At 66.1% G+C, this 24,838-nt stretch carries 27 protein-coding genes and 1 pseudogene; 13 read left to right on the forward strand and 15 right to left on the reverse strand.

The window, feature by feature from the left end; genetic code table 11:
- Window positions 1–48 precede the first annotated feature (48 nt).
- Both G6N42_RS28650 and G6N42_RS31010 read right to left on the reverse strand, forming a co-directional pair.
- Window positions 49–1,065 carry a DNA topoisomerase IB gene (locus tag G6N42_RS28650; RefSeq protein ID WP_163736087.1) on the reverse strand — a complete coding sequence of 339 codons (1,017 nt, stop codon included), beginning with the start codon at window positions 1,063–1,065 and terminating at the stop codon, window positions 49–51.
- A gap of 81 nt (window positions 1,066–1,146) precedes the next feature.
- Window positions 1,147–1,314: a hypothetical protein gene (locus G6N42_RS31010; protein WP_174262188.1), complete on the reverse strand. Its 168-nt coding sequence runs from the start codon at window positions 1,312–1,314 to the stop codon at window positions 1,147–1,149.
- A 121-nt stretch (window positions 1,315–1,435) separates the two neighbouring features.
- Here G6N42_RS31010 and G6N42_RS28655 point away from each other — a divergent pair, with 121 nt between their 5' ends.
- Window positions 1,436–1,870, forward strand: a complete 435-nt coding sequence (locus tag G6N42_RS28655) for an ATP-binding protein (protein WP_163736090.1) — start codon at window positions 1,436–1,438, stop codon at window positions 1,868–1,870.
- A 62-nt stretch (window positions 1,871–1,932) separates the two neighbouring features.
- Window positions 1,933–2,655, forward strand: a complete 723-nt coding sequence (locus tag G6N42_RS28660) for an RNA polymerase sigma factor SigF (RefSeq protein WP_410506649.1) — start codon at window positions 1,933–1,935, stop codon at window positions 2,653–2,655.
- Here G6N42_RS28660 and G6N42_RS28665 read toward each other — a convergent pair.
- Entirely contained in the window at window positions 2,626–3,069 is a 444-nt protein-coding gene (locus G6N42_RS28665) for an STAS domain-containing protein (protein WP_163736097.1), read from the reverse strand. The two genes, G6N42_RS28660 and G6N42_RS28665, sit on opposite strands and share 30 nt — an antisense overlap.
- Window positions 3,070–3,333: 264 nt before the next feature.
- Here G6N42_RS28665 and G6N42_RS28670 point away from each other — a divergent pair, with 264 nt between their 5' ends.
- Window positions 3,334–3,870 (forward strand): nucleotidyltransferase family protein, encoded by a 537-nt coding sequence (locus G6N42_RS28670; RefSeq protein WP_163736100.1) that lies wholly within the window; start codon window positions 3,334–3,336, stop codon window positions 3,868–3,870.
- Window positions 3,871–3,886: 16 nt separating this feature from the next.
- On the opposite strand, the gene G6N42_RS28675 is transcribed toward G6N42_RS28670, so the two are convergent.
- On the reverse strand, window positions 3,887–4,216 hold the full coding sequence (locus tag G6N42_RS28675; RefSeq protein ID WP_163736103.1) for a hypothetical protein: 330 nt from the start codon (window positions 4,214–4,216) through the stop codon (window positions 3,887–3,889).
- Between the two features lie 22 nt (window positions 4,217–4,238).
- Between G6N42_RS28675 and G6N42_RS28680 the strand changes: the two genes are divergently transcribed.
- Both G6N42_RS28680 and G6N42_RS28685 read left to right on the forward strand, forming a co-directional pair.
- On the forward strand, window positions 4,239–4,937 hold the full coding sequence (locus tag G6N42_RS28680; RefSeq protein WP_163736105.1) for an SDR family oxidoreductase: 699 nt from the start codon (window positions 4,239–4,241) through the stop codon (window positions 4,935–4,937).
- Window positions 4,938–5,198: 261 nt separating this feature from the next.
- Window positions 5,199–6,408, forward strand: a pseudogene (locus tag G6N42_RS28685) (IS110 family RNA-guided transposase).
- Window positions 6,409–6,452: 44 nt separating this feature from the next.
- Here the strand turns inward: G6N42_RS28685 and G6N42_RS28690 are convergent.
- The 7 genes from G6N42_RS28690 to G6N42_RS28720 form a co-directional block, all read right to left on the reverse strand.
- On the reverse strand, window positions 6,453–8,252 hold the full coding sequence (locus G6N42_RS28690) for an acetyl/propionyl/methylcrotonyl-CoA carboxylase subunit alpha (protein ID WP_163736108.1): 1,800 nt from the start codon (window positions 8,250–8,252) through the stop codon (window positions 6,453–6,455).
- 117 nt (window positions 8,253–8,369) lie between these two features.
- Window positions 8,370–9,170, reverse strand: a complete 801-nt coding sequence (locus G6N42_RS28695) for a hypothetical protein (RefSeq protein ID WP_163736111.1) — start codon at window positions 9,168–9,170, stop codon at window positions 8,370–8,372.
- Between the two features lie 63 nt (window positions 9,171–9,233).
- The gene (locus G6N42_RS28700; protein WP_163736114.1) at window positions 9,234–9,644 is read right to left on the reverse strand and encodes a SufE family protein; all 411 of its coding nucleotides are present in this window, start codon (window positions 9,642–9,644) and stop codon (window positions 9,234–9,236) included.
- Window positions 9,645–9,654: 10 nt separating this feature from the next.
- Window positions 9,655–10,542, reverse strand: a complete 888-nt coding sequence (locus G6N42_RS28705; RefSeq protein ID WP_163736117.1) for a sulfurtransferase — start codon at window positions 10,540–10,542, stop codon at window positions 9,655–9,657.
- Between the two features lie 25 nt (window positions 10,543–10,567).
- Window positions 10,568–11,209 (reverse strand): Maf family protein, encoded by a 642-nt coding sequence (locus G6N42_RS28710; RefSeq protein WP_163736120.1) that lies wholly within the window; start codon window positions 11,207–11,209, stop codon window positions 10,568–10,570.
- Window positions 11,206–11,457, reverse strand: a complete 252-nt coding sequence (locus tag G6N42_RS28715) for an acyl-CoA carboxylase epsilon subunit (protein ID WP_163736123.1) — start codon at window positions 11,455–11,457, stop codon at window positions 11,206–11,208. The genes G6N42_RS28710 and G6N42_RS28715 overlap by 4 nt, the downstream gene beginning before the upstream one ends.
- Window positions 11,454–13,094: an acyl-CoA carboxylase subunit beta gene (locus G6N42_RS28720; RefSeq protein WP_163736126.1), complete on the reverse strand. Its 1,641-nt coding sequence runs from the start codon at window positions 13,092–13,094 to the stop codon at window positions 11,454–11,456. The genes G6N42_RS28715 and G6N42_RS28720 overlap by 4 nt, the downstream gene beginning before the upstream one ends.
- 95 nt (window positions 13,095–13,189) lie before the next feature.
- Here G6N42_RS28720 and G6N42_RS28725 point away from each other — a divergent pair, with 95 nt between their 5' ends.
- The gene (locus G6N42_RS28725) at window positions 13,190–13,996 is read left to right on the forward strand and encodes a biotin--[acetyl-CoA-carboxylase] ligase (RefSeq protein ID WP_163736130.1); all 807 of its coding nucleotides are present in this window, start codon (window positions 13,190–13,192) and stop codon (window positions 13,994–13,996) included.
- A 21-nt stretch (window positions 13,997–14,017) separates the two neighbouring features.
- On the forward strand, window positions 14,018–14,536 hold the full coding sequence (locus G6N42_RS28730; RefSeq protein WP_163736132.1) for a PH domain-containing protein: 519 nt from the start codon (window positions 14,018–14,020) through the stop codon (window positions 14,534–14,536).
- Here the strand turns inward: G6N42_RS28730 and G6N42_RS28735 are convergent.
- Window positions 14,491–15,174 (reverse strand): GtrA family protein, encoded by a 684-nt coding sequence (locus G6N42_RS28735; protein WP_163736135.1) that lies wholly within the window; start codon window positions 15,172–15,174, stop codon window positions 14,491–14,493. The genes G6N42_RS28730 and G6N42_RS28735 overlap by 46 nt on opposite strands.
- Before the next feature lie 90 nt (window positions 15,175–15,264).
- On the opposite strand from G6N42_RS28735, the gene G6N42_RS28740 reads away from it, so the two are divergent.
- Genes G6N42_RS28740 through G6N42_RS28750 form a run of 3 tightly spaced genes read left to right on the forward strand, consistent with a single transcriptional unit; the run spans window position 15,265 to window position 18,249 of the window.
- Window positions 15,265–16,485 carry a 5-(carboxyamino)imidazole ribonucleotide synthase gene (locus G6N42_RS28740; RefSeq protein WP_434059604.1) on the forward strand — a complete coding sequence of 407 codons (1,221 nt, stop codon included), beginning with the start codon at window positions 15,265–15,267 and terminating at the stop codon, window positions 16,483–16,485.
- A 54-nt stretch (window positions 16,486–16,539) separates the two neighbouring features.
- Complete coding sequence (gene purE, locus G6N42_RS28745; protein ID WP_163736138.1) at window positions 16,540–17,073, forward strand: 5-(carboxyamino)imidazole ribonucleotide mutase; 534 nt, start codon at window positions 16,540–16,542, stop codon at window positions 17,071–17,073.
- Between the two features lie 12 nt (window positions 17,074–17,085).
- On the forward strand, window positions 17,086–18,249 hold the full coding sequence (locus G6N42_RS28750; protein ID WP_163736141.1) for an acyl-CoA dehydrogenase family protein: 1,164 nt from the start codon (window positions 17,086–17,088) through the stop codon (window positions 18,247–18,249).
- Window positions 18,250–18,252: 3 nt separating this feature from the next.
- On the opposite strand, the gene G6N42_RS28755 is transcribed toward G6N42_RS28750, so the two are convergent.
- Genes G6N42_RS28755 through G6N42_RS28765 form a run of 3 tightly spaced genes read right to left on the reverse strand, consistent with a single transcriptional unit; the run spans window position 18,253 to window position 21,861 of the window.
- Entirely contained in the window at window positions 18,253–19,665 is a 1,413-nt protein-coding gene (locus G6N42_RS28755; RefSeq protein ID WP_163736145.1) for a multicopper oxidase family protein, read from the reverse strand.
- A gap of 22 nt (window positions 19,666–19,687) precedes the next feature.
- Entirely contained in the window at window positions 19,688–20,392 is a 705-nt protein-coding gene (locus G6N42_RS28760; RefSeq protein WP_232076405.1) for a TIGR03089 family protein, read from the reverse strand.
- A gap of 2 nt (window positions 20,393–20,394) precedes the next feature.
- Entirely contained in the window at window positions 20,395–21,861 is a 1,467-nt protein-coding gene (locus G6N42_RS28765; protein ID WP_163736151.1) for an LCP family protein, read from the reverse strand.
- Window positions 21,862–21,928: 67 nt separating this feature from the next.
- Between G6N42_RS28765 and rfbD the strand changes: the two genes are divergently transcribed.
- The 3 genes from rfbD to manB are packed head-to-tail and all read left to right on the forward strand — an operon-like array spanning window position 21,929 to window position 24,814.
- Window positions 21,929–22,810: a dTDP-4-dehydrorhamnose reductase gene (gene rfbD / locus G6N42_RS28770; RefSeq protein ID WP_163736154.1), complete on the forward strand. Its 882-nt coding sequence runs from the start codon at window positions 21,929–21,931 to the stop codon at window positions 22,808–22,810.
- A 22-nt stretch (window positions 22,811–22,832) separates the two neighbouring features.
- Entirely contained in the window at window positions 22,833–23,741 is a 909-nt protein-coding gene (locus G6N42_RS28775) for a glycosyltransferase family 2 protein (RefSeq protein WP_163736156.1), read from the forward strand.
- Window positions 23,738–24,814 (forward strand): mannose-1-phosphate guanylyltransferase, encoded by a 1,077-nt coding sequence (manB, locus tag G6N42_RS28780; protein ID WP_163736159.1) that lies wholly within the window; start codon window positions 23,738–23,740, stop codon window positions 24,812–24,814. The genes G6N42_RS28775 and manB overlap by 4 nt, the downstream gene beginning before the upstream one ends.
- The last annotated feature ends 24 nt before the right edge of the window (window positions 24,815–24,838 follow it).

Consider the following 24,838-nt stretch of genomic DNA (forward strand, 5'->3'; position numbering starts at 1 on the left):
CCGAAAACGATTTGGTGCTTGAGTTTTTGGTCTCCTACGGCCCCGGCGCTAGCTCTTTGCGACCTTGCGGATCAGCCGTGCGGTGCTGCGGTCCAGAATCTCTTGCCGCTTGGCTGGGGCTCGGGTCTTCGCGGCGCGCTTGGCGGCGGTCGCGATAGTCAGGCCAGATTCATACCCCTCGACGACGCGGGGATCCACGTAAGAGCGGCGCGCCACCGCCGGGGTATTGCCGAGTTCCTCGGCGACCTCTTTCATGACCGCCGATTCCACGCGCTTGATCACGGACTTGTTCTCCGGCGGATCGGCGTCCACGAATGCCGCCGCCGCCAGCACCGTGCCGTGCCAAGTGCGTAGATCCTTGACGGTGTACTCGTCGCCGACGAGTTCCTTGAACCGGCTGTTGAGATCGTCGGCGTGCAGGTCGGTCCACCCGGAACCGTTGCGGCACACCAGCAACCGCTCGCCGCGATGCGGTCTGCGCATCAGCGAACGCACCGACCTGACGACCTCAGGATCCTCGATCAGCAGGGTGCGGCGAACGCCACTCTTGGCCGGATAGTCGAACTCAACCGCGCCACTCTGCAGCGTCACATGTTCGCAAAGCAACGTCGCGAGGCCAAAGGAGTTGTTCTCCTCGACGTACTGTTCTGACCCCGAACGGAAGTAGCCGAGATCGAGCAGTTGCAGCGCCAGAGCGATCACCCGATCGCGGGTGAGCCCCCGCCCGCTCAGGTCCGATGCGATCTGGCGCCGCATGTCGGGTAGCGCCGCCGACATGTCCAGGGCCCGGTCGAATTTCTCCTCGTTCCGGTCCTGCTGCCACTTCTGGTGGTAGAGGTACTGGCGCCGGCCTGCGGCGTCTGTTCCCACCGCCTGGATGTGGCCGTTGGGATGAGGGCAGATCCACACCCTCTTCCAAGCCGGAGGGATCACAAGCCCTTTGATGCGCTCGAGCGTCGTGGCATCGGTGATCGACGCACCGTTGGCGTCGTAAAAGGAGAACCCGCGGCCGCGCCGGACTCGGCGCAGTCCGGGGCCACGGAGATCGCTACGACGAAGCCGCATGTTTGGCGGACGACCACGCGAGGGTAAGGGACGTGGACCATGGCGAATCACCGACCACGCTGGACAGGCTCATCTGCGGCATCACTGCATCATCGGCGCGAGGATGAGGAACGCCCCGGCATATATCGCCACCAAGATCAAGATCAACGCCAACAGGACCAGTCCGGCAGTCACGATGACTCGGCGCAGTCCCCGGGTGCCGCCCGTGTCTGCGTCGCCGAGCCGGCTGCGCGACCCCATGTACTTCATGACCGGGGTTTACCCGGCCTGAGCGCATGCCACACTTTGGTACCGACTGTTCGCGGGAACGCCCGTGGTTAGCCGGGAGCGGACCTGGGGTAACCTCGCTTCGATATTGCCGGGAGGTCAAATGGCCGACGTTGCCAACACGAAGAACGGGCATCTACGGAACGCCGGGTCGGTCGAACTTCGGGTCGCCGCCACACTGGAAAATCTTGCAGTGCTGCGCACGCTCGTGGCGGCGGTCGCCACATACGAGGATCTGGACTTCGACTCCGTCGCCGATCTGCGGTTGGCAGTCGACGAAGCGTGTACGCGCCTCATTCGCTGCGCGGTCCCCGATTCCACACTGCTGCTCGTCGTCGATCCGCGTGACGACGCGGTCGTCATCCACGCATCGGCGCCATGCAAGAGCCCCGACATCCTGGCCCCCGGTAGCTTCAGCTGGCACGTGCTGAGCTCACTGACCGACGATGTACAGACTTTCCAGGACGGGCAGGGCCCTGAGGAAGGACAGGTCTTCGGGATCTCGATGACGACAAGGCGAGCGAGCTCGTTGCAGTGAGCCCTTCGACGTCACAGGGTTCGTCGTCGCGATCGAACTCTGAGTACGCGGATGTCGCGGACATGTTTCGCGAACTCGAGGGCGTACCTCAAGACAGCGCGGCCTTCCAGCGACAGCGAGACCGCATCGTGGAACGTTGCCTGCCGTTGGCCGACCACATCGCCCGCCGGTTCGACGGGCGCGGCGAGTCCCGCGACGATCTCGTCCAGGTCGCCCGTGTCGGCCTGGTGAACGCGGTCATCCGCTTCGACGTGAACGCCGGATCGGACTTCGTGTCGTTCGCGGTGCCGACGATCATGGGCGAGGTCCGGCGACACTTCCGGGACAACAGCTGGTCGGTCAAGGTGCCCCGCCGGCTCAAAGAGCTGCACCTGCGGCTGGGCGCCGCCACAGCTGAACTGTCTCAGCGACTCGGCCGCGCACCCACAGCCTCGGAACTGGCCATCGAACTGGAGATGGACCGCGACGAGGTCGTCGAGGGTCTGGTGGCGGGCAGCTCCTACAACACGCTGTCCATCGACAGTGGCGGCGGAGGTAACGAGGACGCGCCCGCGATCGCCGACACGATCGGCGACGTCGATCTGGGACTAGACCAGATCGAGAACCGAGAAGCGTTGCGGCCCTTGCTTGCAGCGTTGCCCGAACGAGAACGAACGGTTCTGCTGCTGCGCTTCTTCGAATCGCTCACGCAGACCCAGATCGCCGAACGGGTAGGTATCTCGCAGATGCACGTATCCCGGTTGCTTGCGAAATCTCTAGCGCGGCTGAGGGACCAACTGCAGTAGGCGGGGCGGCTCACCCTGAACCGCCGACAGAGCGGTGTCGACGCCGCCGAAGAACGGCAGAAGCGAATCCGGATCGCAGATCCGTACCAGCCTCGTGACCGCCGGGCTGGGCACTGAAGCCCAGGTGATGGATTCGTCGGCGCAGCGCACGTTGAGTGTGTGCAGCGCCGAAAAGCCGGATGTGCCAAAGAAATCGACGCCGCTCAAGTCGAGCACCAATCGGTTAATGCGATCGCCGTGTCGCAGCGCGTAGTCGACGAGCGCGTTCGCGTTCGCTGCGTCGATCTCGCCGTGCGCCGTGACCACCGCGGTGTTCGGCGGTAGCGAACGGGTCGCGAAATGGGCCGAGTGCGACTCGGCGCGCTCGATCAAAGACTCCGGTGGCGTCGGAGCATCGTGTGTTCGGGTAGACATTGTGACTCCATCAGTGGTGAATACATCGATTCGTACTGTGGCTCACGTCAAATTGGGCCCTGCGCTTTTGAAAGCCTGGCTGCAGGGCCACAGCCCTGCACGTCGATGACGTTTGCAGCTGGCTGTGATTTCAACCTGATTTGAACCCTACGCCTCACGATCGAAAACGACAACGTGAATGACGCGGACGTCATAAGTCCAGTTCACGGCGTTGGACTCGGCGCGCGTTTGTATGAAACGCCTGGTGGACCCACACTTGTCGACATGTCGACCACGGCCGCCGGTATTTTGCTCGCCGCCGGGGCGGGCGCGCGCTTCGGTATGCCCAAAGTGCTTGCTGCACAAGGTGAGTGGCTGAGATCAGCGGTGGCGGCGTTACACCATGGCGGGTGCGACGACGTGGTCGTCGTGCTGGGCGCGGCGATCGTCGATGTGCCTGCTCCCGCCCGCGCCGTCATCGCGACTGACTGGTCAGACGGGTTATCCACATCCTTGCGTACGGGTCTGTCGGCCGTCGAGGCCGACTTCGCGGTGCTGCACACCGTCGACACCCCCGACGTAGGCGCCGAAGTGGTGGACCGCGTGCTGGCCGCGGCGCGATCATCGACGTCGGGCCTCGCGCGCGCGTACTTCGGCGACACGCCCGGCCACCCCGTCGTCATCGCCAACCGGCACTGGACCGAACTACTCCGAGGACTGCGCGGCGACGAGGGCGCGCGCGCGTTTCTCTCGGCGCGCCCAGACGTCGCCGCTGTGGACTGCGCTGACCTGGCGACCGGCCGCGACATCGATTCCCCGTGATCGGCCGCCGATCGGATCAGGGGATCGTCAGCCCCAGCATCGCCATCGCGAAGCGTCGCACCGACTGCTCGGCCACCGCGACGGCGTCGTGGTGACCGTCGCGCGCTCTGGACCGCAGAGTGCCGGCCGCCGGATCGATACTCACCTCGGCCAACATCTCACCGGTCGTCGGTTCGCAGACCGCCCACGTGTACCCGGTGTCGGAGGCCCATCGCGCCGTACAGCGCGCCACATGGCCCGGATCGGACTCGCCCATTGCCGCGAGCGCGGGGCGGTCGTCCATGAACTCGTCCTCACGCAATGCGCGCAGATACCAAGCGCCGGCATTAATCTCCACGGGCTCCACCTGTCGATGGTAGGCATGGCCTGTGAGGATCACAGTGATCGGTGCCAGCGGTCTGATCGGCACCAAGGTGGTGGCGCTACTCGAGGCTGACGGGCACGATGTCGTCGCGGCATCGCGTGGATCTGGTGTGGATGTCCTCACCGGCGACGGGCTCGGGGAGGCGCTGGCCGGGGCCGACGCGCTCGTCGACGTCACGAATTCTCCGTCGTTCGAAGACGGGCCGGTGTTGGAGTTCTTCACCACGGCGACGGCGAATGTGGTTGCAGCCGCGAAGAACGCCGGGGTCGGACACTATGTCGTGCTGTCGATCGTCGGTGTGGACGGTCTGCCGCTCAGCGGGTACATGCGGGCCAAGGTCGCGCAGGAGAAGCTGCTCGGTCAATCCGGCATGCCCTACACCATCGTGCGCGCCACGCAGTTCGCCGAGTTCACCGACGCCATCACCGGATCGATGACCGTCGGCGACGAGGTGCGCGTTCCCGATGCGCTGATTCAGCCCATTCCTGCGGACAGGGTCGCATCCGACGTCGCGCGCGCCGCCGTCGGCGGACCGCTCAACGGTGTCGTGAACATCGGTGGGCCGCAGAAGATCCCGTTCGAGCAGATGGCCCGCGACACGTTGGCCCGGCAGGGCGACGACACCAAGACCGTCGTCGTCGACCCCGAGGCCGGCTACTTCGGCACGCCGCTGCAGCGCAACAGCCTCGTCACGTCCGACTAATGGGAGTCGATCGGCGTGGCGTTGACGAGTTTGAGTTCGTGGTCGCGGGACGCTGATCGTCGAGCCGCTGACCGGTGAGCACTATGTCTGACGGGGATGAATGTCTGATTCCTAGCGCTAGATCGTGCCCCGGTCGGTTCGGTGAGGTCGCTTGAAGCGCTGATGGGATGTCGTGCCAATACGAGCACTGATCCATTAGTCCGCCGCCGGGTGTCCTCGGGCTCAATGTGAGTCAACGACGACCGCGAGGAGGTGGCATTGATGATCTTCGTCGGCGACGACTGGGCCGAAGACCATCACGATGTGTATCTGATGGACGAGGCCGGCCAACGATTGGCAGCCCGGCGATTATCCGAGGGCTTGTCTGGCATCCGGGACTTGCATGAGCTGGTTGCCCGTCACGCTGAGGAACCCGACCAGGTGGTGATCGGCATCGAGACCGATCGTGGCCTGTGGGTTTCGGCGTTGGCGGCATCGGGTTATCGGGTGTGGGCGATCAACCCGATGGCCGCGGCCCGCTACCGCGACCGTCATCACGTCTCGGGTGCGAAATCTGATGCCGGAGACGCCAAGCTGCTCGCCGACCTGGTTCGCACCGACCGGCACAACCACCGCCAGATCGCCGGAGACACCTCAGACGCCGAGGCGATCAAGGTGCTGGCCCGCACTCATCAGAGCCTGATCTGGGCACGCACTCGGCACGCCAACATGCTGCGTAGCGGGCTGCGGGAGTACTACCCGCAGCCTTGGAGGCCTTCGATTCACTCACCGACGGTGACGCGTTGGCTGTCTTGGGCCGCGCACCCACTCCTGAACAGGGCGCCCGGTTGAGCCTGTCGAAGATCGGATCGGCACTCAAAGCTGCTGGCCGACAACGCAATATCGACACACGTGCTATCGAGATTCAAACCATCTTGCGCCGCGAGCACCTCACCGCATCCCCTGCCATAGCCAGCGCTTTCGGGACGACCACGACGGCCGCGGTTCATGTCATTGCAGCACTGAACACCCAGATCGCCGAACTCGAGACCGTGCTGGCCGACCATTTTGAGAAACACCCGGACGCCGACATCTACCGCTCCCTGCCAGGACTTGGTGTTGTGCTCGGCGCCCGGTGCTCGGTGAGTTCGGGGACGACCCGAACCGATACCGCACTGCCAAGTGTCGCAAGAACTACGCCGGAACCTCACCATTGACCATCGCGTCGGGCCGAAAACGAGTTGTGCTGGCCCGCCATGTTCGCAACAAACGGCTCTACGACGCCCTCGATCAATGGGCCTTCTGCGCGCTGACCCGAAGTCGTGGTGCCCGCACCTTCTATGACCAGCACCGCGGAAATGGCGATACCCACCATCAAGCCCTACGCGCCCTCGGCAACCGACTCGTCGGCATCCTCCACGGCTGCCTACGCCACCAAACGCTCTACGACGAACACAAAGCCTGGACACACCGCACGCCCGCAGCTGCTTGACAACTTACGGCCCTGGGATGTCTAGCGCGATTCCCGGCTGAGGCCTACTTGATCTCGGCGAGCACCGTGCCCTGCGTGACGGCCGCACCTGGCTCGACCGCGAGGCCGGTGATGACGCCGTCCTTGTGCGCGGTGACCGGGTTCTCCATCTTCATCGCCTCGAGGACCACCACGAGGTCGCCCGAAGCGACCTCCTGACCCTCTTCGACGGCCACCTTGACCACGGTGCCCTGCATCGGTGCGGTCACCGAATCGCCGGATGCCGCCGCGCCGCCGTGCGAACCACGCTTGCGTGCCTTGGGCTTCTTGCGGACGACGCCGCCGCCCGCCGGTGCGCCACCGCCACCGCCGATGGCCAGATCGCCGGGCAGCGACACCTCGATGCGCCGGCCTCCCACCTCGACGACGACCGACTGCCGCGGAATGGTGTCTTCCTCTTCGATCGCTTCACCGCCGGTGAACGGTTCGACGGTGTTGTCCCACTCGGTTTCGATCCACCGGGTGTGCACGTCGAACTTCTCGCCGTCACCGATGAACGCCGGGTCCGACACCACGGCGCGGTGGAACGGGATGACCGTCGCCAAGCCCTCGACATGGAACTCGGCCAGCGCACGGCGCGAGCGGGCCAGCGCCTCCTCGCGGGTGGCGCCGGACACGATCAGCTTCGACAGCATCGAGTCGAACTGGCCGCCGATCACCGAACCGGCCTCGACGCCGGAGTCCAGCCGCACACCGGGACCAGTGGGGATGTCGTACCGGGTGACCGGGCCGGGCGCGGGCAGAAAGCCGCGGCCGGCGTCCTCGCCGTTGATGCGGAACTCGATCGCGTGCCCGCGCGGCGTCGGATCCTCGGTGATGTCCAGTGCCTCGCCGTTGGCGATCTTGAACTGCTGCAGGACCAGGTCGATGCCCGCGGTCTCCTCGGTGACCGGATGCTCGACCTGCAGGCGGGTGTTCACCTCCAGGAATGAGATCAGCCCGTCCTGGCCGACGAGGTATTCGACGGTGCCTGCGCCGTAGTAGCCGGCCTCCTTGCAGATCCGCTTGGCCGACTCATGGATCTCCTTGCGCTGCGCGTCGGTCAGGAACGGCGCGGGCGCCTCCTCGACGAGCTTCTGGAAGCGGCGCTGCAGCGAGCAGTCGCGGGTGCCTGCGACGACGACGTTGCCGTGCGTGTCGGCGATGACCTGAGCCTCCACGTGGCGCGGCTTGTCCAGGTAGCGCTCGACGAAACACTCACCGCGGCCGAACGCCGCGACGGCCTCACGGGTGGCCGACTCGAACAACTCCGGGATCTCTTCGATCGTGCGGGCGACCTTCATGCCGCGGCCGCCGCCGCCGAACGCTGCCTTGATGGCCACCGGTACGCCGTACTCTTTGGCGAACGCAACGACCTCGTCGGCGTCCTTGACCGGGTCGGGGGTTCCCGGGACCAGTGGCGCCTCGGCGCGCGCGGCGATGTGCCGGGCGGTGACCTTGTCGCCGAGATCACGGATGGACTGCGGGCTGGGGCCGATCCAGATCAGGCCGGCGTCGAGCACGGCCTGAGCGAAATCGGCGTTCTCCGAGAGGAATCCGTAGCCGGGATGGATCGCGTTCGCGCCGGACTTCTCGGCCGCCTCCAACAGCTTCTCGAAGACGAGGTAGGACTCGGCTGAGGTCTGGCCGCCGAGTGCGAACGCTTCGTCGGCAAGCCGCACGTGCGGTGCGTCGGCGTCGGGTTCGGCGTACACGGCCACGCTTGCAAGCCCGGCATCCTTGGCTGCCCGGATCACCCTGACCGCGATTTCCCCGCGATTGGCGACGAGCACCTTGGAGATCTTTGAGCTGGCGTGACTTGCCACTGCGCCTCCTGACGGCATCGTTTTTAAGAAACGTCTTTAAGAATGTATCGGAGGCAGTTTAGGCGGCAGCACGACGCCCACGCCAAACCGGTATCGGTTACTGCCGGGTAGCTCCGCTCACAGTGCTCGGTTGTGCGCCAGGAGATCGGTGGTGCGCCGCTTGCGTTTGGTGTCGCGCCACCTCCTGACCGCCCGGATGACGGGACCCTCCGCCCCGTAGGGACGGCCGTACTGGAGGACAAGCGTCACCCGCAGAGTGTCTTTGGACCAGGGCAGTACGGAGTGCAGCGCACGGTATCCCCTGAAGAGGTACGCATCACCGGGGACGAGCGGGATTGTGAACGCAGTCGGGTCGTCCTCGTAGCGCTGGCGCATCCGGCGGCCGTGCATCTGGTTGTGCACGAGCAGTCGCTCGGCTGCGCTCAGCGCGGCCCACCGGCGGTGCGGGCGATGGTCGGGGAATATCGCCACCTGGCCGGTGCCATCGGCGGGAACGACGATCGGAACAAGCATCGTCAACGCATTCGAGTCGTAGTGCCAGTCGAACGGCGGGGTCTCCACATTAGAACCGTCCAGTATGCGAAGAACTCGCTGCTGATAACCCGCGTAACCAAATTCAGCGGATTCCGGCAGCGACGTCAACGAATGCAGAAATGTCTCGATGCGCAGGTGATCGGCCAGCGCTTCGATCGTGGGGCACTCCCAGGAGTCCGCGTTGGTCAAGTTGTGTTCACGCCGCCCATAGCGAGCAAGGTAAGCATCCACCTCACCGCGCGCGGCGGCGAGCCACTCGGCCGCGATGATGCCGCGGAGGGAAACCAGTCCGTGCTGGTCCAGGTCGGCCTTGGCGTGGCTGGCATGGCTCGCCAGATTCGCCGCTACCGCTTCGGTGTGGCGTTGCACTTGCGTTTCCCCCATCTGCAAAGCATTACCCGCAACGTTTCCCCCCATTCACCTCCACAGCACCTTCACAGCTCGCCGTTATCTGAGCCGTTTCTTGATACGGGCCAGCATCGCCGACATGCCGCGCAGCCGCAGCGGGCTGATCAGCGCCGCCAGGCCGAGTTCGCTGTAGAAGTCGTCGGGTACGGCGAGGATGTCTTCGGCGGGCTGTGAGTCGAGCCCGGCCGCCAGGATCGCCGCGAAACCACGCGTGGTCGGCGCTTCCGCGGGCGCGCTGAAATACAGCCGGACGTTGTCCCGGTCGGCGGCGTCGACGTGGAGGAACAGCGGTGACTGGCATTCGGGCACCGGCTCCATGGCCGCCTCTTCCAGTTCGGCGGGCAGCGGGGGCAGTTCACCCGCGAACTCCAGCAGCAGCTGCAGCTTGTCCTGGCCCTGCATCTCCTGGAAGTCGGATACGACCTCGGCCAGCGCGGCCGGCATGCTCATTGCGCCGCCGTCATGTCGGTTCGCCAGGCTCTTCTCCGACGGCCACGGGCACCCGCACCGCGTTGCCCCACTCGGTCCAGGAACCGTCGTAATTTCGCACGCCTTCGCGGCCAAGCAGATGCGTGAGCACGAACCAGGTGTGGCTGCTGCGTTCGCCGATGCGGCAGTACACGACGGTCTTGTCGTCGTCGGACAGGAAGCCGTACAACTCGTCGAGTTCGGCGCGGCTACGGAACTGGCCGTTGTCCCTGGCCGCCTTACCCCACGGGATCGACCGTGCGGTCGGGATGTGCCCGCCGCGCAGCGCGCCCTCCTCGGGGTAGTCCGGCATGTGGGTGCGCTCCCCGGTGTACTCCTGCGGTGAGCGGACGTCGATCAGCGGCTGCGAGCCGATGATCTCCAGCACGTCCTCCTTGTAGGCGCGGATCGGCGCGTCGTTGCGTTCGACCACGGGGTAGCCCGTGGTCTGCTTGGACGGTACGTCCAGGTTGGTGTCGCGGCCGTCGGAGATCCACAGGTCGCGCCCGCCATCGAGCAGGCGCACGTCGGGGTGGCCGAACAGCGTGAACACCCACAGGGCGTAGGCGGCCCACCAGTTGCTCTTGTCGCCGTAGATGACGACGGTGTCATCGCGGGAGATGCCCTTACGGTTCATCAGCTCGGCGAATTGCGCGCCGTCGATGTAGTCGCGGACCGTCGGGTCGTTGAGGTCGGTGTGCCAGTCGATCTTCACCGCGCCGGGGATGTGGCCGGTGTCGTAGAGGAGCACGTCCTCGTCGGATTCGACGATGGCCAGTCCGGGCCTGCCGAGGTTGCCCGACAGCCAGTCGGGGGTGACCAGGCGTTCCGGGTGGGCGTACTCGGCCAGGGCGGGGGCGGGATCGGCGGGTAGCGGCACACTGCGAGCCTACCCACGCGGCGGATCAGCGCAGCGGGTTGGCGGACCAGAGTTCGGCGATCGACAGGCCCCCGTCGGCGAGTAGCCGACGGATCAGCGGCAGTCCGATACCGATCACCGACGACGGATCGCCGTCGACGCCGTCGACGAACCAGCCGCCCAGCCCGTCGAGCGTGAATCCACCCGCGACCGCCGTGGGCTCGCCGCTGTCGACGTAGGCATCCAGATCCGCTGTGGACGGGCTGGCGAACCGCACCGTGGTCACGGTGGCATCGGCGGCACGCCACGCTATTGCGTTGTCCTGCAAACGAATCACGCTATGGCCGGTGTAGAGCTCGCCCGAAGTCCCCGCCATCTGCTGCCAGCCGGCGCGCGCCGCGTCGACGGTGGTGGGCTTACCGCGCAATGTGCCATCGTGGTACAGCATCGAATCACAGCCGATGACAACGCAATCGGCGGCGACGTCGGCATCGAGGACCCCGACAACGGCATCCGCCTTTGCGGCGGCCAGCGCGGTGGTCACGTCGGCGGGGGTGGCCGACGGTTCCAGACGGGCCATGACGGCGTCCTCGTCGACACCGGAGACGATGACAAGTGGGTCGATTCCCGCCTGGCGCAACACCTTACGGCGACCGGGCGATGCTGACGCGAGAACGAATCGCGTCATCGATGGCGCATGTGCGTCCGTTGCTGAAGTGTCACCTTCTGCCAGCTGAAGAACGAATAGCGCAGCCGGTCGACCGGATGCCCCCACAGGTTCTCTTCCTGCTCCCTCGGCTCGGCGGGGGTACCGGAAGCGGCGGCGAGCACAGCGATGACCGCGGCGATGTCCTCATCGGTCGGCTTGCCCTTTACGACCTGGATGGGCACTTCGTGGTCGTGGTGCTCTGCGGTCACGGCCTCGTCTCCGGTCATAGCGGGATGTTTCCGTGCTTCTTCGGCGGCACCTGCGTGATCTTGCGTTCGAGCAGGCGCAGGGCCGTTGCGACGTAGCCGCGGGTGTGCGACGGCGGGATCACCGCGTCCACATAGCCACGTTCGGCGGCGATGTACGGATTGACCAGAGTGTCCTCGTACGTCTGCTGCAGCTCCAAGCGAAGCGCGTCGACATCCTGACCCTCCTTGGCCGCCTTGGCCAGCTCCTGCCGGTACACGAACCCGACCGCGCCCGCGGCGCCCATGACCGCGATCTGCGCGCTCGGCCACGCGACGTTCACGTCGGCGCCCATCTCCTTCGAGCCCATGACGCAGTACGCGCCGCCGTAGGCCTTGCGGGTGATGACGGTGATCTTGGCGACGGTCGCCTCGCCGTAGGCATACAGCAGCTTCGCGCCGCGGCGGATGATGCCGTTGTACTCCTGGTCGGTGCCCGGCAGGAAGCCCGGAACATCGACCAGCATCACGATCGGCACGTTGAAGCAGTCGCAGGTGCGGATGAACCGCGCCGCCTTCTCCGAGGCGTTGATGTCCAGGCAGCCCGCGAACTGGGTCGGCTGGTTGGCGACGATGCCGACCGGTCGGCCTTCGATGCGGCCGAAGCCGACGATGATGTTCTGCGCGTAGCCCTGCTGTACCTCGAGGAACTCGTCGTCGTCGAGGATCCGCGTGATGACCTCGTGCATGTCGTAGGGCTGGTTCGGCGAATCGGGGATCAGCGTGTCCAGCTCGAGGTCCTCTTCGGTGAGGTTGTCCTCGATCGCGCCCTCCGGCACCGCGGCCGGGTAACGCGGCGGGTCGGCGTAGTTGTTGGCGGGCAGATACGACAGCAGGTCGCGGACGTAGTCGAAGGCGTCCTGCTCGCCGGTCGCCACGTAATGCGCGGTGCCCGACTTGGCCATGTGCGTGTGCGCGCCGCCCAATTCCTCCATCGTCACGTCCTCGCCGGTGACGGTCTTGATGACGTCCGGTCCGGTGATGAACATCTGGCTGGTCTGGTCGACCATGACGACGAAGTCGGTCAGCGCGGGGGAGTACACGTGCCCGCCCGCGGCGGCGCCCATGATCAGCGAGATCTGCGGGATGACACCGGAGGCCATGATGTTGTTGTGAAAGATGTTGCTGTACAAGCCAAGTGACACCACACCCTCTTGGATGCGGGCTCCGGCGCCGTCGTTGATGCCGATCAACGGACGCCCGGTCTTGATCGCGAGATCCTGAACCTTGACGATCTTTTCGCCGTAGACCTCGCCGAGGCTGCCGCCGAACACCGAGACGTCCTGGCTGAAGATGCAGACCTCGCGGCCGTCGATGGTGCCGTAGCCGGTCACCACACCGTCGCCGAACGGGCGCTTGTCCTGCAGTCCGAAGTTCGTGCTGCGGTGCCGGGCCAGCGCGTCGAGTTCGACGAACGAGCCCTCGTCCAGCAACGCCAGGATGCGCTCACGGGCGGTCAGCTTGCCCTTGGCGTGGATCTTCTCGACCGCCGCCTCTCCGACCGGGTGCAGCGTCTCTTCGGTGCGCTTGCGAAGATCGGCCAGCTTGCCTGCGGTGGTGTGGATGTCGATCTCGTGCTCGCCCGCGGGCTCGACCGACTGATCGCTAACGCTCGTCATGAGCGTCGATGCTAACGAACGGCGCCAACGACGCGGACAGCGCGTCCTTAATATCTCCTTAAGCAGCCGTGCGCGGCGTCGCTTACGTTTGGCCAATGACTGCTGAGCGCGCTCCCCTCGACGAGACGACGTTGCGTGCCGCCATCGAAGGCGGCCCGGTGTGGCGGACGGTCGACGTGGTGGCTCAGACCGGGTCCACGAACTCCGACCTGATCGCGCGGGCCAACAGCGGCGCCGACATCGCGGGCGCTGTCCTGATCGCCGAACACCAGACCGCCGGCCGCGGCAGGCAAGGGCGCAGCTGGGCGGCGGCGCGATACGCCCAGATCACGCTGTCGGTGGCGATCGATGCCGCCGCGGTGCCGACGGACGCCTGGGGCTGGCTTCCGCTGGCGACGGGGGTGGCCATCGTCGACACCGTGAACAGCATCGGCGTCGACGCCGGATTGAAATGGCCCAACGACGTGCTCGCCGGCGGCGGCAAATTGGCGGGAATCCTGGCCGAGGTCGCCGCCGAGCAACGGGTGGTCGTCGTCGGCATCGGCCTCAACGTGTCACTGCGTGGTGACGAGGTGGGCGTCGACGGTGTGACATCCCTCGTCGGGCTCGGCGTCGCCGCGCCGGATCGTCAGGAACTCATCGTTCGGCTGCTGACCGAGTTGGGCCGTCGCGTCGATGCCTGGCGCAGCGCCGGCGGCGCGGACCCGGAACTGATGGCCGACTACCGGGCCCGCAGCCTGACCCTTGGGCTGCCGGTCCGCGCGATTCTCCCCGGCGACCGCGAGATCCTGGGGGTGGCTCGCGACGTCGACGACCAGGGCCGGCTGTCGATCGACACCGACGGCGGGCCGACCATCGTCGCCGCAGGTGACATCGTCCACTTGCGGCCCGCGGACGGTTGATCCGGAATAGGGTCTTCGCTCATGGGATATCCGGAAAAGGTGCTCGCCCAAGACGAGCATGTGGTGCTGCACCGCCATCCGCATTGGAAGCGACTGATAGGTCCCATCCTGATCCTGTTGGTGATCACTGCGGTCGCGACGTTCGCGGCGGGCTACGTCAACACCACCAACTGGGACCCCACCGCCCGCAACGTCGTGATGATCGTCATCGCGGTCGTGTGGGCGGTCATCGTCATCTGGCTGACGGTCTGGCCGTTCCTCAATTGGTGGACGACGCATTTCGTCATCACCGACCGCAGGGTGATGTTCCGGCACGGGCTGCTGACCCGCTCAGGCATCGACATTCCACTGGCCCGGATCAACAGCGTGGAATTCCGCCACGGCGTGCTTGATCGCATGCTGCGCACCGGCACACTGATCATCGAGTCAGCGTCTCAGGATCCGCTGGAGTTCATGGACATTCCGCGAGTGGAAGAGGTCCACTCGCTGCTGTATCACGAAGTCTTCGACACCCTGGGCTCGGAGGAATCGCCGAGCTGAGCCAGTCGCCGCGCGCGGCGGGTCGGCCTGCGCAGCGGTGTCACGGTGCCGTCCGCATCGATCCCACGCAGAGCCGGGTCGCGAACATCCTCGACGGCTTCGGCGATACCCCCGCCGGTGAGCGTGGCCTCCAGTGCCTTGTCCGGGTTGCGACCGAACTCGTCCGGAAACACCCAGCGTCGGAACGCCCAGAAGCGGAAGGCCATCTGCAACAGGTTGCCGATGATGTAGGCCGCGACGAAGTCGGAGATGTTCTCCACAGTCAGGCTGACTTCGGGCACACGCAGCATCAGCACATAGCTGGAGAACCACAGCGGCGCCATCGAGAGCAGCACGCCGACGCCACTGAACGCGAAGAACATCAGCGCCTCGTGGTGCCGTTCCCGGCCGCCGCGGTCGCGGAAGCTCCATTCGCGGTTGAGGATGTAGGACGCGATCACCGCGACGACGCCGGCGATGATCTTGGCCGTCACTGGCTTGGGCTCCAGCACCGTGAGCTTCAGCGTGAAGAAGACCGTCGAGTCGATGACGAAGGTGGTGGCGCCGACGATCGCGAACTTGATGAGCTCGTGGTGCCGTTCGAAGTACGGCCGGATCGGGCTCGGGAGCCGCGCGATCGTGGCATCGGTGAAGGACACAACAGGGCAGTCTACGGAAATCGACCACGTCACGCGTACCCGTGCAGGTCACCGGCGGTAAACCCTAGGTCGGCATGACAACATAGGTCCGTGCCGCGCAATTCGACGAAGCCGCCGCTAGTGACCATGATCGGCGGCGGACAGCTGGCGAGGATGACCCATCAGGCGGCCATCGCGCTCGGTCAGACACTGCGTGTGTTGGCCGTCACATCCGAGGATCCCGCCGCTCAGGTGACCCCCGACGTGGTGCTCGGCGCCCACGACGACCTCGACGCGCTGCGCCGTGCGGCGGTCGGCGCAGATGCGCTGACGTTCGACCACGAGCACGTGCCTACCGAGATGCTCGACAAGCTGATCGCGGAGGGGGTGAACGTCGCGCCGCCGCCGACGGCGCTGATCCACGCGCAGGACAAGCTGGTGATGCGACGACGCCTGGAGGCACTCGGTGCGCCGGTGCCGCGGTTCGCGGCCGTGACGTCGCCCGGTGATGTGGACGATTTCGCGGCCGGTTCGGATGCCGCGCTGGTGCTCAAGACCGTGCGCGGAGGCTACGACGGCCGCGGTGTCACGCTGGCGCGCGATATCGCCCACGCGCGCGAGGCGGCCGCCGAGTATCTGGAGTCGGGGGCCGACGTCCTGGTCGAGGAGAAGGTCGAGATGCGGCGTGAACTCGCTGCGCTGGTGGCCCGTTCACCGTTCGGTCAGGGTGCGGCGTGGCCGGTGGTGCAGACCGTGCAGCGCGACGGCATCTGTGTGGAGGTGATCGCACCAGCTCCCGACCTCGCCGACGACGTCGCCGGTGCCGCAGGCGGTCTCGCGCTGCGCCTTGCCGAAGAGCTCGGCGTCGTCGGTGTGCTGGCGGTCGAACTGTTCGAGACAACCGACGGCGGGCTGCTGGTGAACGAGTTGGCGATGCGGCCCCACAATTCGGGGCACTGGTCGATGGACGGTGCGCGCACGAGCCAGTTCGAGCAGCATCTCCGAGCGGTGCTCGACTATCCGCTGGGGGACACCTCGCCGATCGCGCCGGTGACCGTCATGGCGAATGTGCTTGGCGCTCAACAAACCCCGACGATGAGCATGGACGAGCGACTGCATCACCTGTTCGGGCGAATTCCAGAGGCCAAGGTGCATCTGTACGGCAAGGGCGAGCGTCCCGGTCGCAAGATCGGCCACGTCAACGTGCTTGGGGCGGCGTGGGGATCCCCGGACGACGCCGCGTATGTCGGGGAGGTCCGGGAACGCGCGACGCGCGCGGCGCACTGGTTGTCGCATGCGGAATGGACCGACGGATGGAGTGGGCACCGATGAGCGCTTGCGCGAAGAGAGACAACCCGATGAGCGCTTGCGCGAAGAGAGACAACCATGAGTGACGGCACGACGCCACGCGTCGGCGTGATCATGGGCAGCGACAGCGACTGGTCGGTGATGGAGGACGCGGCACTTGCGCTGGCCGAGTTCGACATTCCGTTCGAGGTCGGCGTCGTGTCGGCGCACCGCACGCCCGATCGGATGCTGGATTACGCGAAGTCGGCCGCCGCGCGCGGCATCGAGGTGATCATCGCCGGTGCCGGCGGAGCCGCGCACCTGCCGGGCATGGTGGCTTCGGCGACGCCGCTGCCCGTCATCGGCGTTCCGGTGCCCCTGGCCAAGCTCGACGGCCTCGATTCGCTGCTGTCGATCGTGCAGATGCCCGCCGGGGTGCCCGTGGCGACCGTGTCGATTGGTGGCGCCCGCAACGCCGGGCTGCTGGCCGTGCGGATTCTCGGGTCGTCGGATGCCGCGCTGCGCAAGCGCGTCGAGGATTTCCAGAGCGCGCTGTCGGACATGGTCCTGCAGAAGGACGCGGCTCTGCGTGACCGGCTGCTCGGCCGGGACGGTAAAGTTACCGACGAGTAGCAAGGAGTTGTCATGGCCATCGGAAACCCGTCGTTCGACGCTTTCAAGCTTTCTGACGAGCACACCGAGTTGCGCGCGGTGCTGCGCGATCTGTGTGACAAGGAGATCGCGCCGCACGCAGCGGACGTCGATGAGAAGGCGCGCTACACCGACGAAGCCGAAGCGGCGCTGACCGCTGCCGGAATGGCCGCGATCCACATCCCCGAGGAGTACGGCGGCCAGGGCGGCGATTCGGTGGCCGCCTGCATCGTCATCGAAGAGGTCGCGCGGGTGTGTGCGTCGTCGTCGCTGATTCCGATATGCAACAAGCTCGGCACCATGGGCCTGCTGCTGCGGGGGTCCGAAGAACTCAAGAAGCAGGTGCTGCCGAGCATCGCCGCCGGTGAAGCGGCGGCGTCGTATGCGCTCTCCGAGCGTGAGGCCGGTAGCGATGCGGCGTCGATGCGGACCCGTGCGCGCCGCGACGGAGACGACTGGGTGCTCAACGGCGCCAAGTGCTGGATCTCCAACGGCGGGCACTCCACCTGGTACACCGTGATGGCGGTGACCGATGCGGACAAGGGCGCCAACGGGATCTCGGCGTTCGTCGTGCACAAGGACGATCCCGGGTTCGCGGTCGGCGCCAAGGAGCGTAAGTTGGGCATCAAGGGGTCCCCGACGACAGAACTGTATTTCGAGGACTGCCGCATCCCGGGCGATCGGATCATCGGCGACGAGGGCACCGGCTTCAAGACCGCACTGGCCACTCTCGACCACACCCGCCCGACGATCGGTGCCCAAGCTGTCGGCATCGCCCAGGGCGCGCTCGAGGCTGCGATCGCATACACCAAGGAGCGCAAGCAGTTCCGTCAGCGCATCGCAGATTTCCAGGCGGTGCAGTTCATGCTCGCCGACATGGCGATGAAGATCGAGGCGGCCCGGCTGATGGTGTACACCGCTGCCGCGCGCGCCGAACGCGGCGAGCCCGATCTCGGATTCATCTCCTCGGCGGCCAAGTGCTACGCGTCCGATGTCGCGATGTCGGTGACCACCGATGCGGTGCAGCTGTTCGGCGGCTACGGCTACACGGTGGACTTCCCCGTCGAGCGGTTCATGCGCGACGCCAAGATCACGCAGATCTACGAGGGCACCAACCAGATTCAGCGTGTGGTCATGTCGCGCGCCCTGCTCAAGTAGGGATCAGCCGGCGTACTGGAGAAAGAACGCCATCCCCGCCTCGAGGTGATAGGTGTTGTGGCAGTGAGTGATCCACTTGCCGGGATTATCGGTGTCGAAGTCCACATCGACGGTCTGCAGCGGCGGCACCAGCACCGTGTCCTTGCGCGCCTTCGGGGTGTCACCGTTCATCACCTGGAATGTGTGGCCGTGTAGATGGAACGGGTGAAACATCATCGACTCGTTGATGTACCTGATGCGGACCCGCTGATTCGGCTGCACCGTCACCCCATCGCGCGGCGGGTCGTACAGCTTTCCGTTGATCGGCCAGTTGTAGCCGTCGACGGGTCCGGCCAGGCGGGCGTCGATGATCTGGTCGGGCTTTTTCGCGGGCAGCGTCACCTCCGGCGCGGGTGACAGCGTCGCGGTGTCCAGCGGCGCCTGCGTCCCTACCGACGCCACGAACTCGTCGACGTTCACTGCGGCGGGCTTGTTGTCGACCCGCATGTTCAGCTGGGCATGGCCCGGCTTGCCGTAGGGCACGGCGATGACCGGCCGCGACTCGTCGACGGCGATGATCGCGTCGAACCGCTCACCCATGCCAAGGAGCACGGAGTCCGCCTGCACGGGAACCACCGGGAAGCCGTCGGTCTGAATGACCCGCATGGACGTGCCGGGTACCGCCACCCGAAACGCCGTGTCGGAACCCGCGTTGATCACCCGCAGCCGAATCCGTTGGCCCGTGCGGTAATCCGCAACCTGGGGATCTTTCGCGGCACGGCCGTTGATGATGAAGTAGGGGTAGGTGACGTCGCCGCCGTCTTGGCCGAGCGGAGTCATCGGCGTCACGCCGGGGCCGCCTGGTTCCATCGGCTTCATCCCCGTCTTGCGCAGATTCTCGAACACCTGGTCGGGGTTGGTGCCGGTGCCGTCGATCCAATCGTCCAGCACGACAACGAGTTCGTCGTCGTAGTCGACCTTCTCGTCGGGGTCCTCGACGATGAGTGGCCCGTACAGGCCGCGGTCCAGTTGGGTGCCGACATGAGAATGGAACCAATAGGTTCCGGCGTCGGGCACCACGAAGTCGTAGGTGAACGTCTGACCATTGGCCACCGCCGCCTGCGTCAGGGGCGGTACCCCGTCCATATCGTTGACAATCGCGATGCCGTGCCAGTGCACGGTGACGTCCTGGGGCAGGGCATTGGTCAGTTCGGCCCGGAGTCGCTCCCCCTTGCGCAGGCGAATTTCACGAGCGGGCACCTGCTTGTTATAGGCCCAGGTGCGAAGCGTAGCGCCGGCGAGGTCGAGGTCGGACTCACCGGCCGCCAGAGAGAGGTTCGCCGGTCCGGCTGACGGTGTCTGCGACTGCGAGCAGGCCGTTGCTACGCCCGCCACACCCAACGCGCCCACGACCATGAACTGACGCCGACTGATCATGATTCAGCGTGGCATCGTTCGCTCAACCGCGGGTGATCTTCTCCATTTGTCTGCGGCGACCCATCGCCGCGGCATCCTGATTCGCCACCTGCACCAGCGATGCACCGGCCGCGAAGACTGCGAGCAGATTCTTGGTCAGGTGGTTGGCGTGCGTCCAGTCGGCCGTCGACATCACGCGGTCGTCGGCCGTGAGCCCCTGTTCGGCAGCGGACGCCTGCGCGTCGGACACCACGTCGGCCGCCGACCGGCCCTCGAGCGCTGCACCGGGATGGCGTTCGGGGATGATCTGGTCGCCGTGTACACGCACCGCGGTGGCGTAGTCGGTCACGCCCACGGGAAGATCGGGCGCCGGCTTGCCGAACGGATCCAGCGACAGCACGGCGATCTCGCCCACTCCGACGGCGTCGTCGGCCTCGTCGAGACGATCCGCGGTACACAACGCGATGTCGGCTTCTCCGGCAGTGACGACTTCGGCGCCGATCCACCAAATTCCGAACAGCACGGCCGCGGTCTGCCAGTGCGCGGGCAACAGCACCGCGACCCTGCTGGACGGACCCGCGCCCAGTTCGTCCCGCAGGAGGTTGCCGGTCTTGGCCGCCCAGTTCCACAGTGTGGCGGTGGATAATTCGATGCGCTCACCGGTCGCGTCGTCGTAGTAGGTGATCCGCGGACCGGCAGGATCGGATGCCATGAGCGGATCGAGGATCGCCGAACTGACTGTGCTCACAGCTAGTTGACGCACTCCGGGTCGTTCGAGCCTGCGGTGATGATCGGCGACGCCAGTGGGTCTTCCGCCGTTGAGCCGGCCGCTACGGGGTCGGCGGTGGTCAGCGTCGGGTCGATGCCGTCGAGGCCCGAACCGGGACCCGTGTAATCGGCAGCGAGGACCACCCGTACCGAGCCGGGCGCCACCGACGCGTCCTCGACGATCGGCAGTCCGCCCAGATCCTTGGCAATCGCCTGCGCGCCGAGGTCATCGGCCTTGGCCGCCTGCACCTGGCTGCCCGTGACCGGGGCACCTTCATGGTTTCCGGTGCTGCCCGGGGAGAAGCCCTTGTTGGTCAGCACCTGTGAGACCGCGGAGGCCAGACCGTTGACGTCGCTGGCGTTGACCACGTCGGCGGTCGTCTTCTCGGGCGTGTAGGCCAATTCCTCGGTCTTGCCCTCGTCCTGGTCGTGCAGCAGGCTGTCGACCCAATCCTTGACCTCGCCCGCGTCGACCCGCACCACGCTTTGCATGCCGTCGTCACTCCAACCGTTCTCCTGCAGCACGGGAATCGTGGCGAAGGCGACGTTGCCCGCGGCCAGCTTTTGCAACTGTTCGGCGAATTCCATGACGTCCCAACCGTCGGACAGCACGACAGAGCGCTGCACCGCGTCCTCGAGCCGGTTCAGCGTCGCCGGGCTCGACAGTGTCTTGCTCGAAATGACTTCGTGGGCAAGCGATGCCATGACCGCCTGCTGGCGCACCACCCGGTCCAGGTCGCCGCGGGGCAGATCGTGACGCTGGCGAACGAAGCTCAGCGCTTGCGGACCGCTCAGCTTCTGCCAGCCCGCCGGAAAGTCGGCACCCGAAAGGGGTTCGTAGACAGGGTTCGTCAGGCAGACATTCACGCCGCCGAGAGCGTCTGTGATGAGCGAAAACCCGAGCAGCCCGATCTCGGCGTAGTGGTCGACGGTGACGCCGGTCAGGCTGGCCACGGTCTTGATCAACGCCTCGCGGCCGGCTTCGATGGCTTCCGGTTCGGCTTGCGCCTTTTCCATACCGTCCTGTTCGACCAGCTCGACGAGCTTCTCGAAATGGGCCGAGCCGTAGACCCCGTTGATCTTCATCTTGCCGACCCCGGGCGCCTCGACGTAGGAGTCGCGCGGTATCGAGATCGCGGTGGCGGACTTACCGTTGTTGGGAATTCGCACCAAGATGATCGTGTCGGTATTGGTCGCCTCGTCATCGCCTGCCCGCAGCGTTGCGAGTTCTTCCTGGCTCAACGGGTTTCCGTGCGCATCGGTGCGGCTGTCGACACCGACCAGCAGGATGTCGATCGCACCGTCTTCACCGCCCCCGCCCAACGAAATGGGGGAGATGTGGTTGATGCCTGACTCGAACGATCGGATCTTGCCCCAGGCGACGCCGGTGCCGACGACGATCGCCAGTGCCATCGACACGGCGATGACACGAAGAGTACGAGCGGGCATCAGCCCAGGTTACTTGCGATAAGGGCGCAGACCCGGTAGCCCGGGTCGGCGTGCCAGACTCGTCACCATGGGTTTCCAAGAATCTGCCCGAATCGTTATCTCCGGTGCCGGTGGCATGGTCGGACGTGAATTGGCAGCTCAGGCGCGCAGTCGGGGCCGCGAGGTACTGGCGCTGACCTCGTCAGAGTGGGATATCACCGACGCGCCGGCGGCCGAGCGATTCATCGAATCGGGTGACGTGGTGATCAACTGTGCCGCCTACACCAAGGTCGACGCGGCGGAGTCCGACGAGGAGCGCGCCCACGCCGTCAACGCCGTGGGGCCCGCCAATATCGCGCACGCCTGTGCCCGCGCGGGCGCAGATTTCATCCACATCTCCACCGACTACGTCTTCTCCGGCCCGAAGCGCACCCCGTTCGAGATCGACGACGAGACCGCGCCGGTGGGCGTTTACGGCCGCACCAAACTCGCTGGTGAGTTTTCGGTGCTCGCCGCGATGCCCGATGCGCACATCGTCCGGACGGCGTGGATCTACGAGGGCGGTGACGGCAGCGACTTCGTGGCGGTGATGCGTCGTCTTGCCGCCGGGGATCAGACCGTGGACGTGGTGGCCGACCAGGTCGGCTCGCCCACATACGCCGCCGACCTGGTGGGCGCCCTGCTCGAGGTGGCAGAGGGCAACATCCGAGAGCCGGTGCTGCATGCCGCCAACGCGGGCGAAGCCAGCCGCTACGAGCAGGCACAAGCGGTCTTCGAGGCCGTGGGAGCCGATCCTGCCCGGGTGCGCCCGGTTGGCACCGACCGCCATCCCAGGCCAGCCCCGCGGCCGCAGTACTCGGCGCTGTCGGCCCGGCTGTCCGCCGATGCCGGGCTGACTCCGCTGCGGCCTTGGCGTGAGGCGCTCGCCGCGGCGATCGCGGACCACAGCCCATTAACCTCTACGCCGTGAAGCATGAGTTGGTAGCCGTCACGTGAGTGACGAGCTCGTAGTGGTGACGGTGACCTATTCGCCGGGACCGCATCTGAACCGGTTCCTGGCGTCGCTGTCGCATGCCACCGACCGCGCGGTGACGGTCATCATGTCCGACAACGGGTCGACCGACGGTGCGCCTGAAGAAGCGTTGGAGCACTATTCCAACGTGCGCCTGTTGCGCACCGGAGCCAACCTGGGTTACGGCAGTGCGGTGAATCGTGCCGTGAACGAGTACCTGAAAGGCGGCTCGGCTCAAGCGATCTCGGGGGACTCGGAATTCTTCATCGTCGCCAACCCCGACGTGCAGTGGGGTCCGCACAGCATCGACATCCTCATCGACGCCGCATCACGCTGGCCGCGCGCGGGTGCTCTGGGGCCAATGATCCGCGACCCCGACGGCACGGTGTACCCGTCGGCGCGACACCTGCCCAGTCTGATCCGGGGCGGTATGCACGCGGTCGTCGGACCGCTGTGGCGGTCCAATCCGTGGACCGCGACCTACCGGCAGGCCAGGGAGCGTCCCAGCGAACGTGCCGTCGGTTGGTTGTCTGGGTCTTGTTTGTTGCTGCGGCGGGCTGCGTTCGACGAGATCGCGGGGTTTGACGAGCGCTACTTCATGTACATGGAGGACGTTGACCTGGGAGATCGTCTGGGACACGCGGGCTGGCAGAATGTGTACGTGCCGTCAGCCGAAATTTTGCACGACAAGGGTCACGCGACAGGACGGGATCCTGCCCGCAACCTGGCCGCCCACCACACCAGCACCTACACTTTCCTTGCGGATCGCTATCCGCACTGGTCACAGGCGCCTCTGCGATGGACAATCAAGGCCGCTCTGGCTGCGCGCGCTGGCCTGGTCGTGCGCAATTCCCGGCGCAAACAGGCGAAGGGGGGACGGGTCCGATGAACCCTGCGGAAGTAGATGCCGTCATATTGGTCGGCGGTCTGGGCACCCGATTGCGCCCATTGACGCTGTCGGCACCCAAACCGATGCTGCCGACCGCGGGTTTGCCGTTCCTCACCCACCTGCTGTCGAGGATCGCCGATGCCGGCATCGAGCACGTCGTCCTCGGCACGTCGTACAAGGCGGCGGTCTTCGAGTCGGAGTTCGGTGATGGGTCCAAGCTCGGGCTGCAGATCGAATACGTCGTCGAGACCGAGCCGTTGGGCACCGGCGGCGGCATCGCCAACGTAGCGTCCAAGCTTCGGCACTCCAATGCGCTGGTTTTCAACGGCGACGTGTTGTCCGGCGCTGATCTGCGCGCGCTGCTGGACAGCCACGAGAACAACGACGCCGATGTCACTCTGCATCTGGTTCGAGTCGGCGACCCCAGGGCATTCGGTTGTGTGCCAACTGATTCCGACGGTGTCGTCACGGCGTTCCTGGAGAAGACACAGGATCCGCCGACAGATCAGATCAACGCCGGATGTTACGTCTTCAAGCGCGAGGTCATCGATCGCATCCCGAAGGGGCGTGCGCTGTCCGTCGAACGCGAGGTGTTCCCGGGCTTGCTCGCCGACGGCCTGCGGGTGTGTGGCTACGTCGACTCCACGTACTGGCGGGACATGGGCACGCCCGAAGATTTCGTGCGCGGATCGGCCGATCTGGTCCGCGGTATCGCACCGTCACCCGCGCTGCACGGGCACCGCGGTGAGGAGCTCGTCCACGACGGGGCGAGCGTCGCGCCGGGAGCGCTGCTCATCGGCGGCACGGTCGTCGGTCGAGGCGCCGAGATCGCCGGTGGTGCCCGTCTGGACGGTGCGGTGATCTTCGACGGCGCCAAGATCGGCGCAGGGGCGGTGATCGAGCGGTCGATCATCGGCTTCGGAGCGCGCATCGGACCCCGCGCGCTCATCCGCGACGGTGTGATCGGCGACGGCGCCGACATCGGTGCGCGCTGCGAGCTGTTGCGCGGTGCACGGGTGTGGCCGGGGGTCACGATCCCCGACGGCGGCATCCGCTACTCGACGGACATCTAAGCGGTTGCGAATTTGGCGCGCTAA

This window comes from Mycobacterium gallinarum, assembly GCF_010726765.1.
Lineage (GTDB): Bacteria > Actinomycetota > Actinomycetes > Mycobacteriales > Mycobacteriaceae > Mycobacterium > Mycobacterium gallinarum.

Coding starts and splice junctions, on each gene's coding strand:
- G6N42_RS28765 (WP_163736151.1), bottom strand. CDS start 21,861: ATGCCCGCTCGTACTCTTCGTGTCATCGCCGTGTCGATGGCACTGGCG.
- G6N42_RS28755 (WP_163736145.1), bottom strand. CDS start 19,665: ATGATCAGTCGGCGTCAGTTCATGGTCGTGGGCGCGTTGGGTGTGGCG.
- G6N42_RS28750 (WP_163736141.1), top strand. CDS start 17,086: ATGGCCATCGGAAACCCGTCGTTCGACGCTTTCAAGCTTTCTGACGAG.
- G6N42_RS28730 (WP_163736132.1), top strand. CDS start 14,018: ATGGGATATCCGGAAAAGGTGCTCGCCCAAGACGAGCATGTGGTGCTG.
- G6N42_RS28725 (WP_163736130.1), top strand. CDS start 13,190: ATGACTGCTGAGCGCGCTCCCCTCGACGAGACGACGTTGCGTGCCGCC.
- manB (WP_163736159.1), top strand. CDS start 23,738: ATGAACCCTGCGGAAGTAGATGCCGTCATATTGGTCGGCGGTCTGGGC.
- G6N42_RS28710 (WP_163736120.1), bottom strand. CDS start 11,209: ATGACGCGATTCGTTCTCGCGTCAGCATCGCCCGGTCGCCGTAAGGTG.
- G6N42_RS28665 (WP_163736097.1), bottom strand. CDS start 3,069: ATGTCTACCCGAACACACGATGCTCCGACGCCACCGGAGTCTTTGATC.
- G6N42_RS28670 (WP_163736100.1), top strand. CDS start 3,334: ATGTCGACCACGGCCGCCGGTATTTTGCTCGCCGCCGGGGCGGGCGCG.
- purE (WP_163736138.1), top strand. CDS start 16,540: ATGAGTGACGGCACGACGCCACGCGTCGGCGTGATCATGGGCAGCGAC.
- G6N42_RS28715 (WP_163736123.1), bottom strand. CDS start 11,457: ATGACCGGAGACGAGGCCGTGACCGCAGAGCACCACGACCACGAAGTG.
- G6N42_RS28700 (WP_163736114.1), bottom strand. CDS start 9,644: ATGAGCATGCCGGCCGCGCTGGCCGAGGTCGTATCCGACTTCCAGGAG.
- rfbD (WP_163736154.1), top strand. CDS start 21,929: ATGGGTTTCCAAGAATCTGCCCGAATCGTTATCTCCGGTGCCGGTGGC.
- G6N42_RS31010 (WP_174262188.1), bottom strand. CDS start 1,314: ATGAAGTACATGGGGTCGCGCAGCCGGCTCGGCGACGCAGACACGGGC.
- G6N42_RS28720 (WP_163736126.1), bottom strand. CDS start 13,094: ATGACGAGCGTTAGCGATCAGTCGGTCGAGCCCGCGGGCGAGCACGAG.
- G6N42_RS28655 (WP_163736090.1), top strand. CDS start 1,436: ATGGCCGACGTTGCCAACACGAAGAACGGGCATCTACGGAACGCCGGG.
- G6N42_RS28660 (WP_410506649.1), top strand. CDS start 1,933: ATGTTTCGCGAACTCGAGGGCGTACCTCAAGACAGCGCGGCCTTCCAG.
- G6N42_RS28695 (WP_163736111.1), bottom strand. CDS start 9,170: ATGGGGGAAACGCAAGTGCAACGCCACACCGAAGCGGTAGCGGCGAAT.
- G6N42_RS28650 (WP_163736087.1), bottom strand. CDS start 1,065: ATGCGGCTTCGTCGTAGCGATCTCCGTGGCCCCGGACTGCGCCGAGTC.